This is a genomic window from Streptomyces sp. B15 (assembly GCF_018070605.1).
GTDB lineage: Bacteria > Actinomycetota > Actinomycetes > Streptomycetales > Streptomycetaceae > Streptomyces > Streptomyces smyrnaeus.
In genome coordinates, this window is the sequence record NZ_JAGPXJ010000036.1 from 1 (window position 1) to 13,018 (window position 13,018).

General features: G+C 72.0%; 14 protein-coding genes. 4 read left to right on the forward strand and 10 right to left on the reverse strand.

What is annotated here, in order from left to right; translation table 11 throughout:
- From tadA to KBY19_RS17875, 3 genes are all read right to left on the reverse strand, one after another.
- On the reverse strand, positions 1 to 569 hold a 569-nt coding region (tadA, locus tag KBY19_RS17865; protein ID WP_210966159.1), incomplete at its 3' end, for a tRNA adenosine(34) deaminase TadA.
- Between the two features lie 31 nt (positions 570 to 600).
- Positions 601 to 1,152: a hypothetical protein gene (locus tag KBY19_RS17870; RefSeq protein WP_210966160.1), complete on the reverse strand. Its 552-nt coding sequence runs from the start codon at positions 1,150 to 1,152 to the stop codon at positions 601 to 603.
- Positions 1,153 to 1,428: 276 nt separating this feature from the next.
- Positions 1,429 to 1,929, reverse strand: a complete 501-nt coding sequence (locus KBY19_RS17875) for a hypothetical protein (RefSeq protein WP_099882548.1) — start codon at positions 1,927 to 1,929, stop codon at positions 1,429 to 1,431.
- Between the two features lie 257 nt (positions 1,930 to 2,186).
- Here KBY19_RS17875 and upp point away from each other — a divergent pair, with 257 nt between their 5' ends.
- A complete protein-coding gene (gene upp / locus KBY19_RS17880; RefSeq protein ID WP_099882546.1) occupies positions 2,187 to 2,822 on the forward strand; it encodes a uracil phosphoribosyltransferase in 636 nt (211 codons plus the stop codon).
- 111 nt (positions 2,823 to 2,933) lie between these two features.
- Here the strand turns inward: upp and KBY19_RS17885 are convergent, their stop codons facing one another.
- The 3 genes from KBY19_RS17885 to KBY19_RS17895 form a co-directional block, all read right to left on the reverse strand.
- Positions 2,934 to 3,626, reverse strand: a complete 693-nt coding sequence (locus tag KBY19_RS17885) for a LytR C-terminal domain-containing protein (RefSeq protein WP_185017531.1) — start codon at positions 3,624 to 3,626, stop codon at positions 2,934 to 2,936.
- A 146-nt stretch (positions 3,627 to 3,772) separates the two neighbouring features.
- A complete protein-coding gene (locus tag KBY19_RS17890) occupies positions 3,773 to 4,069 on the reverse strand; it encodes a type II toxin-antitoxin system VapB family antitoxin (protein ID WP_003999914.1) in 297 nt (98 codons plus the stop codon).
- 223 nt (positions 4,070 to 4,292) lie between these two features.
- Complete coding sequence (locus KBY19_RS17895; protein ID WP_210966175.1) at positions 4,293 to 5,957, reverse strand: M28 family metallopeptidase; 1,665 nt, start codon at positions 5,955 to 5,957, stop codon at positions 4,293 to 4,295.
- A 502-nt stretch (positions 5,958 to 6,459) separates the two neighbouring features.
- On the opposite strand from KBY19_RS17895, the gene KBY19_RS36560 reads away from it, so the two are divergent.
- Positions 6,460 to 7,800 carry a VTT domain-containing protein gene (locus KBY19_RS36560; RefSeq protein WP_307843541.1) on the forward strand — a complete coding sequence of 447 codons (1,341 nt, stop codon included), beginning with the start codon at positions 6,460 to 6,462 and terminating at the stop codon, positions 7,798 to 7,800.
- Here the strand turns inward: KBY19_RS36560 and KBY19_RS17905 are convergent.
- The 4 genes from KBY19_RS17905 to KBY19_RS17920 form a co-directional block, all read right to left on the reverse strand.
- Positions 7,688 to 9,211, reverse strand: a complete 1,524-nt coding sequence (locus tag KBY19_RS17905) for a tripartite tricarboxylate transporter permease (RefSeq protein WP_210966161.1) — start codon at positions 9,209 to 9,211, stop codon at positions 7,688 to 7,690. The two genes, KBY19_RS36560 and KBY19_RS17905, sit on opposite strands and share 113 nt — an antisense overlap.
- 3 nt (positions 9,212 to 9,214) lie before the next feature.
- The gene (locus tag KBY19_RS17910; protein ID WP_099882538.1) at positions 9,215 to 9,763 is read right to left on the reverse strand and encodes a tripartite tricarboxylate transporter TctB family protein; all 549 of its coding nucleotides are present in this window, start codon (positions 9,761 to 9,763) and stop codon (positions 9,215 to 9,217) included.
- Positions 9,760 to 10,743 (reverse strand): tripartite tricarboxylate transporter substrate binding protein, encoded by a 984-nt coding sequence (locus KBY19_RS17915; RefSeq protein WP_099886616.1) that lies wholly within the window; start codon positions 10,741 to 10,743, stop codon positions 9,760 to 9,762. Before KBY19_RS17915 ends, KBY19_RS17910 begins: the two co-directional genes overlap by 4 nt.
- A gap of 181 nt (positions 10,744 to 10,924) precedes the next feature.
- Positions 10,925 to 11,293 (reverse strand): STAS domain-containing protein, encoded by a 369-nt coding sequence (locus KBY19_RS17920; protein WP_185017525.1) that lies wholly within the window; start codon positions 11,291 to 11,293, stop codon positions 10,925 to 10,927.
- A gap of 375 nt (positions 11,294 to 11,668) precedes the next feature.
- On the opposite strand from KBY19_RS17920, the gene KBY19_RS17925 reads away from it, so the two are divergent.
- On the forward strand, positions 11,669 to 12,211 hold the full coding sequence (locus tag KBY19_RS17925; RefSeq protein WP_099882533.1) for a cupin domain-containing protein: 543 nt from the start codon (positions 11,669 to 11,671) through the stop codon (positions 12,209 to 12,211).
- Positions 12,208 to 12,987: an SDR family NAD(P)-dependent oxidoreductase gene (locus KBY19_RS17930; protein ID WP_099882531.1), complete on the forward strand. Its 780-nt coding sequence runs from the start codon at positions 12,208 to 12,210 to the stop codon at positions 12,985 to 12,987. Before KBY19_RS17925 ends, KBY19_RS17930 begins: the two co-directional genes overlap by 4 nt.
- Positions 12,988 to 13,018: the final 31 nt, after the last annotated feature.

Below are 13,018 nucleotides of genomic sequence, written 5' to 3' on the forward strand. Positions count from 1 at the left end.
GGATCGGTGGGGCGGAAGAAGTCGGTGAGGAGGGTGGCGCACTCGCGTGCCAGTACGCCGTTGATGACCTCGGGGCGGTGGTTGAGGCGGCGGTCGCGCAGGGCGTCCCAGAGGGAGCCCGCGGCGCCGGCCTTGGTGTCGAGCGCGCCGTAGACGACGCGGTCGACCCGGGCGAGTACCGCGGCGCCCGCGCACATCGTGCACGGCTCCAGGGTGACGACGAGGGTGCAGCCCGTCAGCCGCCAGTCGCCGCCGCCCAGGGTGTGGGCGGCGGCGCGCAGGGCGAGTATCTCGGCGTGCGCCGTCGGATCCCCGTACGCCTCACGGGCGTTGTGGCCCCGGCCGAGCACCGCGCCGTCCGGTCCCAGGACCACGGCGCCGACCGGCACGTCCCCCGTCCCGGGCGCCTGTGCGGCTTCCGCGAGCGCCAGCCGCATGGGCTCGTGCCAGGGGTCGCGTACGGGGTCGCCTTCGAGGCCGCCCTCGGGGCAGGCGCCCAGGTCCGGGGGGATCTCCGGACCTGGGCGGGGGGACGCGGCGGTCGGCCGGTCGTCGTGCGCGGGGGTCATGGTGACAGTGTCGCGCCTGGGGTGTGATGGCTCAGCGGACGGCCTCCAGTACATCTGTGCAGCCGAGCGCGTCGGCGACCTCGCTCAGTGCGTCCTCGGGAGAGAGCGAGAGCAGTACCTTCTCTTCCATCCCGAGGTCGGAGAGGAGTTCCGCGTCGCCCAGCGGCCCCGCGGGGGCGGTCTCCGCCTCGGTCGCCGCTGCGCGTTCGGCCGCTCCGTCGTCGTCCTCGCTGCCCTCCGGTTCCCCTTCCTTCGTACCGTCCAGGTCCACGAGTTGGTCGAGGGCCGACGGGTCTTCCGGCTGGCGGCCGAGCAGCTCGTCCGAGAGCAGTATCTCGCCGTACGAGCTGCGCATCGCCGCCGCCGCGTCCGAGACGAACACGCGCGGGTCGTCCTCGCCGTCCACGCGGACGACACCGAACCACTCACCGTCCTGCTCGATGCAGACCAGCACCGTCTCGTCGTCTGTCGTGGCCTCCCGGGCCAGGTCGGCCAGGTCGGCCAGGGTTTCCACATCGTCCAGCTCTGTGTCGCTCGCTTCCCACCCGTCTTCGGTGCGCGCGAGCAGCGCGGCGAAATACACCGTGACTCTCCCACTGATTCAAGATGTGCCCGAGTGCTGACGAGGACCATGCCCCCGCCCCATCGGAATCGTGGCAGAAACCCGCGCCGTGCGAAGGGTCTTCGACAGTGCGTCGTCGCGCTGTTTCCCCGACTGTTGCCCGAACGTTTACCCAGGCGCTCGCCTGCGACGACTCACTGTGACATCTTGCGACTCACAGCTGTGGGGGCCGGGGGCCGCCCGGCGCGGCGGCAACCTGGCAGCGGCCCTGTTCCGGCCTGCTCCCGCGGCTCCGGCTCACCAGCGGAACGTGCGCATCCGCAGCGCCTGCCGGCGCCTGCGGGCCGCCCGTGAGCGGCGCGGGTGGACACGCTCGCGCAGCTCTTTCGCCTCGTTCAGCTCGCGGAGGAAGCGGGCGCGGCGGCGCAGCCGCTCGGTGTCCCCGCTGCGGTCGCCGTCCGGGCGGCGGTCCGTGCCCGTGCCGGGGCTCGCGCGGTGGTCGGGGTCCGTACGGACATGCGAATCCGTACGCAGGTCCGGACCCGGCCCCGGACCCCGACCTGGACGCGGACCCGTGCCCGGACCCGTGCGCAGATCTGGGCGGGCATCGGTACGCGGTTCCCTGCGGACGTCGATACGTGGATCTGCGCGGACGTCGGTACGCGGGTTCGCGCGGAGATCCGCACGGGTATCCGTGCGGCGGTCCTGGGCCGCGCGGAAGTCCGCTTCCCGACGGGGCCGGGAGATCTGTCCCGGCTGCCGGCGCGTCTGCTGCCCGGGCTCACGTGGCTCTGACATATGCACACCTCCGGTGTACTTGCCCACTTTCCCTGGTCCGCCCGGTGTACGCCAGTGCGCCCCGGCGTATCCGGGTGCCCCGTGTACGCGCCTGCACAGACGCGTACGGGCGCATGCGGGGGCGTACTTGGGGGCGTACGGGCGAAGAGGGGTAGACGTGGACCGGCCGCAGGGCGGACGTGGGCGGCCGACAGCAGGGCGCACCGCTTCGGGTACCGGCGGGTTCCACCGTGCGCGGCCTCGGATACTGTCGAACCATGCGGATCCACGTCGTCGACCACCCCCTGGTCGCGCACAAGCTCTCCACCCTGCGCGACGCGCGCACCGACTCACCGACCTTCCGCCGTCTCGCGGACGAGTTGGTGACGCTGCTCGCGTACGAGGCCACCCGCGACGTACGCGTCGAGGAGGTCGGGATCACCACACCGGTGACCGAGACCACCGGCGTGCAGCTCTCCCGGCCGCGTCCCCTGGTGGTGCCGATCATCAGGGCCGGCCTCGGCATGCTGGAGGGCATGGTGCGGCTGCTGCCGACGGCCGAGGTCGGCTTCCTCGGAATGATCCGCGACGAGCACACCCTGCAGGCCTCGACGTATGCGAACCGCATGCCCGACGACCTGTCCGGGCGCCAGGTCTACGTGCTGGACCCGATGCTGGCCACCGGCGGCACACTGGTCGCCGCCATCAAGGAGCTGATCCGGCGCGGCGCCGACGACGTGACCGCGCTGTGTCTGCTCGCGGCGCCCGAGGGCGTCGAGGTCATGGAGCGGGATCTGGCCGGTACGCCGGTGACCGTGGTGACCGCCTCGGTGGACGAGCGCCTCAACGAGCAGGGCTTCATCGTGCCGGGCCTGGGCGACGCCGGCGACCGGATGTACGGGACGGCCGGGTAGGGCGAGGCAGGGGTAAAGGCGGGACCCCGGGCAGGGCGGGAGGACCCGCACGGCAGGGAGGTCCGGTCGGGCGCCGGGCGGGCCGGGCCGTGACCGTGGAAGAGGGGCCGCTCAGCAGGTGGCTCCGGAGGCCGGGGCGGACTTGCCCGGCCGGGGCGAGGAGCCGGTCAGCTCGGCGAGGGCCGCAGTGGCCGCCTTCTTCTTCGCCAGGCGCTCGAAGCCCTTGCCGAGGACGAGATCGATGTCCTTGCCGTCGCGCTCGTCGTACCGGGTCCTGGTGTCCTCCAGCTGGGTGCCCAGCACCTGCAGGCGGTCCGACGTCGTCGCGCCGGGGGCACCGATGAGGACGCCCGCCTTTTCGACCTTCTGATCGAACTCCGCGGGGGCGTTCGCGACCTTGCCGATCTTGAAGCCGCGCTTCTTCAGCTCCTCGGCGGTGTCCTTGGCCAGGCCGCTGCGCGAGGTGGCGTTGAGGACGTTGACGGTGATCTCGCCGGGCTCGGGGAGACCGTCGCCGCCGGCCGCGTTCCTGCCGCCGGCGGCGGCCTTCGCGGTGGCGGCCGGGGAGGCGCACTTCGCGTGTTCGGCCGGGCGGCCGGCGGCGGCCTTGCCGGGGCCGGGGTCGCCTCCGGAGAAGATGTCGACGAACTGGAGCGTGCCCCATCCGAGTACCGCGACGGCCAGCCCCGAGGCGAGTGAGGCGGCGATGATCCGCCCCCGCCTGCGTGGCCTGCGCATCCGCGGGTAACGGTCACCCCTGATGCGGTACTGCCCGCCCAGCCCTGGGGGAGTGAGCATGCTCATGTGCGCAGGGTAGTGGCCGCAGGCTGAACTGCCTACTAGATGATCAATGGCTCCTCGATACGCCTACAAACACGTACCCGAACGGGGGAATGTGTGTGTCCCGAGCGTGCGCTTCGGCCTGCTTCGGCCCGGTTCGAGGACGCGGCTCAGTCCAGTTCGAGGACGCGGGCGTGCAGCACCTGGCGCTGCTGGAGCGCCGCGCGCACCGCGCGATGCAGCCCGTCCTCCAGGTACAGGTCGCCCTGCCACTTCACGACGTGGGCGAACAGGTCGCCGTAGAACGTCGAATCCTCCGCGAGCAGAGTCTCCAGGTCGAGCTGGCCCTTGGTGGTGACGAGCTGGTCAAGGCGCACCGGGCGCGGGGCCACATCCGCCCACTGACGGGTGCTCTCCCGGCCGTGGTCGGGGTACGGCCGCCCGTTTCCGATTCGCTTGAAGATCACACGGAAAGCCTACCGGGCCACCGGTACCGGGCGCAGCCCTGCGCCGCTGGTGCAATCCGGATGATCTCCGGTTGAGTGGGGAGAAGGTGGGCAGGCCGTAGGTGGACGGTGAAGAGCGCTTGCCTGCGGGCCCGGTGGTGTGCCCGTCGCGAGCCCAGTCGATCGACGCCCCGTTGTCCACAGGCTGTGGACAACGGGGCGCGTTGTTGCACGGGTCGGCGGATCAGCGGATGAGGTGTGCGCCCTTGTACGGCCCGGTGACCGGGCGGGATGCCGGGTCGGAGCCGGAGCCGGAGCCGGAGCCGGAGCCCGAGCCCGAGTCGCTGCCGGTGTCGGCCTCGGTCTCGGGGGTGGTCAGGCGCGCGGCGGCCGGGCGGTCACTGCCGTGGGGCAGTCCGCTGGTGTCCCAGGCGTAGTGACCGACCGCGTTGGCGATGGCCTTGACGTTGAGATCGAACGCGCGGGTGTTGATGTTCTTCAGGGTGTCGCAGGCCTGGTGGTAGCAGCCGTCGTACGCCGCTCCCGCCGTGCCGCCCCACAGCTTCTGCTGCTCGGCGGTCTTGATCCCCTCGGCGCCGGTGAACGTGCCACCGGCGGGGATGCCGGCCTCGATGAACGGACCGTAGTCGGAGCGGCCGGTGAAGTCGGAGCCCTGGGTGGTCGCGCCGCGGGTGGCGAGGAAGTCCACCAGGTCCTTCTCCAGCGTCGCCGAGCCCTCCGGGCCGGGGCCGGCGCCCGTGCTGTCCGAGTCGTCGCCGTCGTAGGCGAACAGTCCGTAGTTCGGGCTCGCGATCATGTCGAAGTTCAGATAGAGCGAGATCTTCGCGCGCTCGGCGGCGGGCAGCTGCTCCACGTAGTGCTCGGCGCCGAGCAGGCCCAGTTCCTCGGCGCTCCACAGCGCGAAGCGGACCTTGTTGGCGTGCTTGCCCTTGTGGTCGGCCCTGGCCAGCTGCAGAGCCGCCTCCAGAATGCCTGCCGAGCCGGAGCCGTTGTCGTTGATGCCGGGGCCCTCGGGGACGGAGTCGAGGTGGGCGCCGAGCATCACCGTGTTGTCCGGGTCGCCGCCGCGTGTCTCGGCGAGCACATTGTGGGTGGTGCGCTGCTCCTGGTGCTCCCGCACCTCCAGATTGACGACGACGTCGGAGGAGCGGCCCTCGGCGACCTGCTCGGCGAGTGCTTCGCCGTCCGCTTCGGTGATGCCGCCGGTGGGGATGCGGGCGGCGTCCGGGCTGCCGAGGGTGCCGTTGAGCGCGCCGCCCTCGTTGTTGTAGATCACCGCGCCGACCGCGCCCGCGTCGGCGGCGGCGGCCTGCTTCTGCGCGAACGAGCAGCCGCCCCGCTTGATCAGCGCGATCCTGTCGTCGTACGCGCCCTGGGCGTAGTCGCCGGCCTCGCACCCGCTGGAGCCGTCGGCGTCGACCGGTACCGCCGTGACGGGCGCCTCGATGCCGCCCTCCGGGGTGCTCTTCGTGTACGTCATCAGCGTGATGGGGACGTCACGCTGGTCCTCGCCGAGCACCTTGAGCTTCTCGGCGAGCGTCTCACGGTAGGTGAACTCGAACTTCTGGTACGTGACCTTGTAGCCGGCCGCCTTGAGCAGGGCCCCGGCGTAGCGCGCGGAGCGGTCGTGGCCCTTGGAGCCCGCGCCCCGGTGACCGTCGCTGAGCTTGGCGATGGCGCTGAGGGCCGTCAGATGCTTCATGGCCCCGCGCCCGCTGGTGCGCCGGACCAGCTTTCTGGCCAGCTTGTCGGCCTCTTTCGCGGACTGCTTGACCGGTTTCGGGGACTTGGCGAGGGGGCGCGGGGCGGACGGCTCGGTGGCGGTGGCTGCCGTGGACGAAGCGAGGAGCAGCGGGGTGGCCAGGGCGGTGGCGGCGAGCGCCGCCATGGATCTCCTGCGCAGCGTGTGCGGGGAGCGGGCGGAGCGGAGCGGTACGGACACAGTCGTGGTCCTTTCGGGGAACGGCTGTTCGACGTGTGGTGCTCTGGGCTCTCTGGTGCTCTGCGGTGCTGAGCTGGGCTGGGCTGTGCTTTTCTGTGCTCCGAGGTGCGGTGCTGTGCTCTGCGGTGCTCTCGGCGTTCCGGTCCGGAGCGTCCGGCATACGGACGCGCGGACTCGGTGAGAGGGAAGTTAGCGGGCGCCGGGCCCGGAGGGAACGCCTGTGCGTGTTCTGCCGGTGCCGCTGTGTGCGCGGTGTCGGTGCTGCTGCGGATGTCTTCCCGGCCGTGGCGCACGGGTACCGCACCGGCACTGGTGGCTCGGGAACGCATGGGGAGTGGACCCGCGTTGGTAGCGTGTAGCGTCCGACACCGCCCGCGTGCCGTCTCCGCGCCTCGCCGGCCACCGGCCGGGAGACATCCAGCCCCGCGCCCCTGATCAGGAGCCTTCCGTGACCAACCTCGCACTAGGACCCAGCTGGCTGGATCCGGACTTCCTGATCCAGACCTTCGGCCCGGTCGGGATCCTGGCGATCGTCTTCGCGGAGTCGGGCCTGCTCATCGGCTTCTTCCTGCCCGGCGACTCGCTGCTGTTCACCACGGGCCTGCTGATCGTGACCGACCAGCTGCACATGCCGCTGTGGCTGATGTGCCTGCTGATCGTGCTCGCCGCCGTGCTGGGCGATCAGGTCGGATACATGTTCGGCAAGAAGGTGGGGCCCACGCTCTTCAAGCGGCCGGACTCACGGTTCTTCAAGCAGGAGAACGTCGAGAAGGCGCACGAGTTCTTCGAGAAGCACGGGCCGAAGTCGCTGGTGCTGGCCCGGTTCGTGCCGATCGTGCGGACGTTCACGCCGATCATCGCCGGTGTCAGCGGGATGCGGTACCGGTCCTTCGTCATCTTCAACATCGTCGGCGGCACCCTGTGGGGTGCGGGCGTCACTCTGCTCGGCGCGGGGCTCGGACAGATCGACCTGGTGCATCAGCACATCGAGAAGATCCTGGTCGGCATCGTGCTGCTGTCCGTCGTCCCCATCGTGGTCGAGTACCTGCGGAGCCGCCGCAAGGGCGACTCGCCCGCCGAGGACGCCGCCGCGGACGCCCCCGTCCACGCGGGGAACCACCCCCCGGCGCCGGGCGCACCGGGCGCGCCGGGCACCCCCGCCGCCCCCTACGGCGCTCCCGGCTACGGCGCTCAGGGCCGGCACCCGGGCGCCCCGAACGCATACGCCCCGAATGCCGGCCACGGGCAGGGGCAGGGGCAGGGACAGCAGGACCACGGCCAGGGGTACGGCCAGCAGGGTTACGGCCCCGGTGGCCACGGCCCCGGCACCGGCCCCGGCCAGGGGCCCGAGGGCCCGATGCCTCCCGGCTCCCCCTACGGCGTCGGCCGCCCGCTTCCCCCGGAGGTCCCGTACGGCGGCACCGGCGGCGCTCCGCAAGGAGCTCCGCAGGGCCCGCCGCAGGGCGCCCCGTACGGCACCGGTGCGGCTCCCCAGGGACACCAGGCGCCCGGACACCACCAGGCGCCCGGACACCACCAGGCGCCCGGACATCACCAGGCCCCCGGTCACCACCAGGCGCCCCAGGGCCCCTCGGCGCACCCGGCAGCAGCGCCCCAGGGGCCGCAAGACGGTCCGTACGCGGGGCCGTACGACTACGACGAGGGCGGGGCGGTGATCAGGCTTCGGGAGGCGGGGTCGGGGTCGGGGTCGGGGTGCGGCGGTGGAAGGGCAGCAGGCGCTTCAGCAGCGGCCATGCGAGCAGCGCCGCGATCACCACGTACACCGTGACGGCGAACGGGGTGTTGACCAGTCCGGTGACGCTGCCGTCGCTGATCTGGAGCGCCCTGCGCAGTTGTTGTTCCGCGTTGGGGCCCAGGATGACCCCGATGATCGCGGGGAGCACGGGCAGCCCGTAGCGCCGCATCATCAGGCCGATGAGGCCGATGACGAGCAGGATCACCACGTCGATGGCCTCGCCGCCCACCGCGTAGGCGCCGACCGCCGCGAAGAAGAGGATGCCGGCGTACAGGTAGGGGCGCGGTACGCGCAGCAGCTTCGACCAGACCGGTGCCAGCGGCAGGTTCAGGACGAGCAGCATGACCATGCCCACGAAGAGTGAGGCGATCAGGCCCCACACCAGTTCGGGCTCGCGGTCGAAGAGCAGGGGGCCCGGCTGAATGCCGTACTGCTGGAACGCGGCGAGCATCACCGCGGCGACGGCGGTGGTCGGCAGCCCGAGGGTCAGCATCGAGACGAGGGTGCCGGCTGCCGACGCGGAGGCGGCGGACTCCGGTCCGGCGACGCCCTCGATGGCGCCCTTGCCGAACTCCTTCCGGTGCTTGGAGAGCCGCTTTTCGGTGATGTAGGAGAGGAAGGTGGGGATCTCCGCGCCGCCGGCGGGGATCGCGCCGAACGGGAAGCCGATCAGCGGGCCGCGCAGCCACGGCTTCCAGGTGCGCCGCAGTTCGTCGCGGCCCAGCCAGGGGCGGCCGACCGGGATCGAGGGGCCGGTTCCGCGCCGCAGATGCGCGGCGACCCACAGCGCCTCGCCGATGGCGAAGAGACCGACGGCGACGATCACGACGTCGATGCCGTCCGAGAGCTGGAGGCTGCCGAACGTCAGCCGCTGCTGGCCGGTCATCTGGTCCAGGCCGACGAGCCCGAGGGTCAGGCCGATCAGCAGGGAGGCGAAGCCGCGGACGCGGGAGGAGCCGAGGACGGAGGTGACGGCGATGAAGGCCAGCACCATGATCGCGAAGTAGTCCGGGGCGCCGATGTCGACGGCCAGGTTCGCCACGGTCGGGGCGAGGACGACGAGCAGGATCGTGCCGATCATGCCACCGGCGAAGTGGCCGACGGCCGCGGCGGCGAGCGCCTGGGAGCCGCGGCCCGCCTTGGCCATCGGGTTGCCTTCGATGGCGGCGATCACCGCCGCGCTCTCCCCGGGAGTGTTGAGCAGGATGGAGGTCGTCGAGCCGCCGAACATGCCGCCGTAGTAGATCCCGGCGAACATGATGAAGGCGGCCGTCGGGTCGAGCCCGTAGGTGACGGGCAGCAGCAGGGCGACGGCCATCGCCGGTCCGATGCCCGGCAGTACGCCGATGGCGGTGCCCAGCAGGACGCCTACCGCCGCCCACAGCAGGTTGAGGGGGGTCAGGGCGGTTCCGAAGCCGTCGATCAGGGAGTTGACGGAGTCCATCGGTTACATCACTCCCATCAGCGGTCCACCCGGCAGCTGAACACCGAGGAGGAGGTGGAAGACGGTATAGGTGAGGAGGGAGAGCCCGGCGGCGATCAGCGGGTCGCGGGTGAGGGCGTGGGTGCGGCTGCCCAGCGCGAAGGCCGAGCCCCAGAAGAGCAGCGCGCCGGCGACGGGGAAGCCGAGCGGGTCGATCAGCGCGGCGAAGGCCAGGAAGACGCCCGCGAGCAGCGCGACCGTCCGCCAGTCGGCCGGCTCGGCCAGATCGACGTCCTCGCCGCCCTCCGCCTCGCCGCGCCCGCCGCGCAGAACGTCCACCGCGAGCAGGACGGCGACGACGAGCAGCGCCGTACCGACGACGAGGGGCACCGTGCGGGGGCCTACGGGGCCGCGTGCCGAGGCGACCGTCTCCATGGTGAGCGCGTCGGTCAGGACGAGGATGCCGACGGCCAGCAGCAGGCCGCACACGCCCAGTTCGGAGTAGGCACGCAGACCGGTGGGCCGGGGGCGCTCGTCCGGGCGCGGGGTTCCGGTGTCGTTCGCCGTGCTCACTGTCCCAGCTCCTTCAGAACGGAGTCCACGCGCTCGTTCTCGCTCTTGAGGAAGCGGCCGTACTTGTCGCCGGGGAGCCAGGCGTCGTCCCAGCCGTTCTTGCGCAGCGACTCACGCCACTCCTTCGAGCGACGCAGCTCGCTCATGAAGTGGATCAGCTTGTCCCGTTCGGCGTCGGTCAGGCCGGGCGGCGCCATCATGCCGCGCCAGTTGGTGAACGACACGTCCACGCCCGACTCCTTGAGGGTGGGTGCGTCGAAGCCCTTGACGCGCTCCGGTCCGGTGACGGCGAGCAGCCGCAGCTCGCCGGATTTGATCTGGTCGCGGTACTCGCCCAGTCCGGAGACGCCGAACTTCACCTTGCCGCCCAGTACGGAGGCCAGCAGTTCGCCGCCGCCGTCGAAGGGCACGTAGTTGACCGACTTCGTCTTGATGCCGGCCGCGCGGGCCATCAGCATGGGCGCGAGATGGTCGGGGCCGCCCGGTGAGGAGCCGCCGCCGACGGGCATGGACCGCGGGTGCTTCTTCCAGTCGGCGAGGAGCTGCTGGAAGGTCTTGTACTTGGAGTTCTTGGCGACGACCACGATGTCGGGCTCCTCCGTCAGCCGGGCGACGGGTGTCGCGTCGGCGAGTGTGGAGGGCGCGTGGTTGGTGTGGACGGCGCCGACCACGCCGAGCCCCATGGACATCGTCAGCTTGCCGTTGCCGCGCTCGTTGACGAGGCGGCTGAGGCCGACGGTGCCGCCGGCGCCGGGCAGGTTGAACACCTCGATGTTGTGGTTGAGCCCGGCGTCCTCGGCGTTCTTGGCGGCCGTACGGGCGGTGATGTCGTAGCCGCCGCCGGGGGTGTTGGGCACCATGAAGCGCAGGCCGGGGATGTTCGTGCCGCTCGTTGCGCCGCTGCCTGAGGTGATCAGCGGCGGTACGAGCAGCACGACGACCGCGGCTGCCAGGGGGGAGAGAAGGGCGCGCGTACGCACGCGGAACACCGCCTTTCCAGGGCAGTCCGGGGGACGGGGGTGGGGGAGGCCCACATGCTGCCTGGGTGGCGGGGCGGTGTCTGCCCTCGTACGGCAAGAAAAGTATTGGTCGTTGTGGTCGTTGTGGTCCCGGGGTCGGAGCGACCGGATGGTGGGGGTTCGGGGGATTCCGGCTACGCCGTCAGTTGGCGTCCTCTGCCGGGACCAGCGCCGTGTCGATCGCGTCGGGTGTCGGGTAGCGGGGCAGGTGGTGCTCCAGTTCCAGCCGTCGCAGCAACCTGCCGACCGGCACGTGCGCGCACACCAGCACCAGCCAGCCGGCCCGGGAGAGCGCCGTGGAACGGGCCCGCAGCAGGACCCGCACCACCGAGCAGTCCAGGAACGTCACCTCCCGCATGTCCACCACGACCCGGGGCGGCTCGGCGTCCGAGAGGGCCCGGAGGAGGTCGGTCTCCAGCTCGGGCAGTGTCGCGATGTCCAGTTCGCCCCTTGCGCGTACGGTCCGGAACCGGGCGTGACCCGGGGTGTCGGAGCGCGGGACGGCGACCATGGAGACCCCTTCCACTGACGAGCAGCACGGCGGTGCGGCGGTGCGGCGGTACGGCGATGCGGCGATACGGCGATATGACGTGCGGTGGTGCGGTGCGGTGGTACGGCATACGGCGGGGCGGCCGATCGGGCCGTGCAGATGCGGCGCCGAGGCCGGTGTGGTCCGTGCGCCTGCGGCGACACGGCCGTTCGGCCGGGGTCCGGGGCCGAACATATGCACTCTAAGCACGTCGTGAGGACGCTGAGGCGTGAGTGCGGACACCGAACCCCTCAGTGCCTCGATCTCACCCGTCCGAGTGATAGCGCGGTGTCGTGGTGTGGGCAGGGGGCGCATGGAGGGCGCATGACGTGTGCCCCATGAGGGCAGGGCTGAAGGATGCGACGTGAGAGGAGAGATGAGGCGCGCGCCACAGCCGAGGCACTGGCCGCGCACTTCGGGCTGGAGCCGCTGCCACGCGAGGGCGGCCGGTTCCGCCGGCTGTGGGCAGGACCCGAACGGAGCGACGGCCGGCCGGAGGGCTCCGCGATCGTGATGCTGCTGACCGACGCACCCGACGACTACTGCGCGCTGCACCGGTTGTCGAACGACGAGGTCTGGCACTACTACCTCGGCGCACCGCTCCAGCTGCTGCTGCTCCCACCCGAGGGCACGGCGGCCGTCGACACTCCCGTGCTCGGGCCCGATGTGCTCGGCGCCGGGCACCAGGTGCAGCTGACCGTACCGGCGGGCACCTGGATGGGCGCCCGGGTCATGGCGTCCGGGGCGGACGAGGCCGACCGGTCGGGCGGGGCGTGGACGCTGTTCGGCTGCACGATGGCGCCCGGCTACACCGACGCGGGCTATGAGCACGGGGACGCGGAGGCGCTCGCCCGGGCCTATCCGCGGCACGCGCGGCTCATCCGGGAGCTGGCCCGATGAGCCCGGCGGAACCCCCGCCCGAGGCGGAGCGGCGCACCGTGTTGGTGACCGGCGCATCCGGCGGAATCGGGCGCGGTGTCGCACTCCGGTTCGCCGCGGCGGGCGCCCCGGTGGCGGTGCACTACCGCAGCGACACGGCAGGGGCGCGGCGGACGGTCGAGCTGATCGAGCAGGCGGGCGGCACGGCTCGCGCCGTGCACGGCGAACTGGCCACCGAGGACGGCTGCCGCGCCGTCGTCGAGGAGGCCGCCCGGTGGCATGGCAGGGGCATCGGCGCGCTGGTCAACAACGCCGGCGTGCAGCCCGTACGCCCGCTGCGGGGGATGACTGCCGAGGAGTGGCGCGCGGTGGTCGACACCAACCTCTCCAGCGTCTTCGCCTGCACCCAGGCGGCGGCACCGCTGCTCGCCGAGCAGGGCGGCGGCAGCATCACGCACATCGCCTCCATCGAGGCGGCGCAGCCCGCGCCGGGGCACGCGCACTACGCCGTCTCCAAGGCCGCCGTCGTCACGCACGCCCGGGCAGCCGCGCTGGAATACGGGCCGCTCGGGGTGCGGGTGAACACCGTCTCACCTGGTCTGGTGGAGCGGGACGGCATCGAGGAGCAGTGGCCGGAGGGCGTACGGCGCTGGCGGGCGGCGGCCCCGGACGGCCGTCTGGGGACGGCGGAAGAGGTGGGCGATGCCTGCGTCTTCCTCGCCTCACCACGGGCCCGCTGGATCAACGGCCACGATCTGGTGCTGGACGGCGGGGTGTCGGCACGGCCCTCCTGGTGACCTCGGCCGCCGCGCCAGGGCGGCGCTCCCC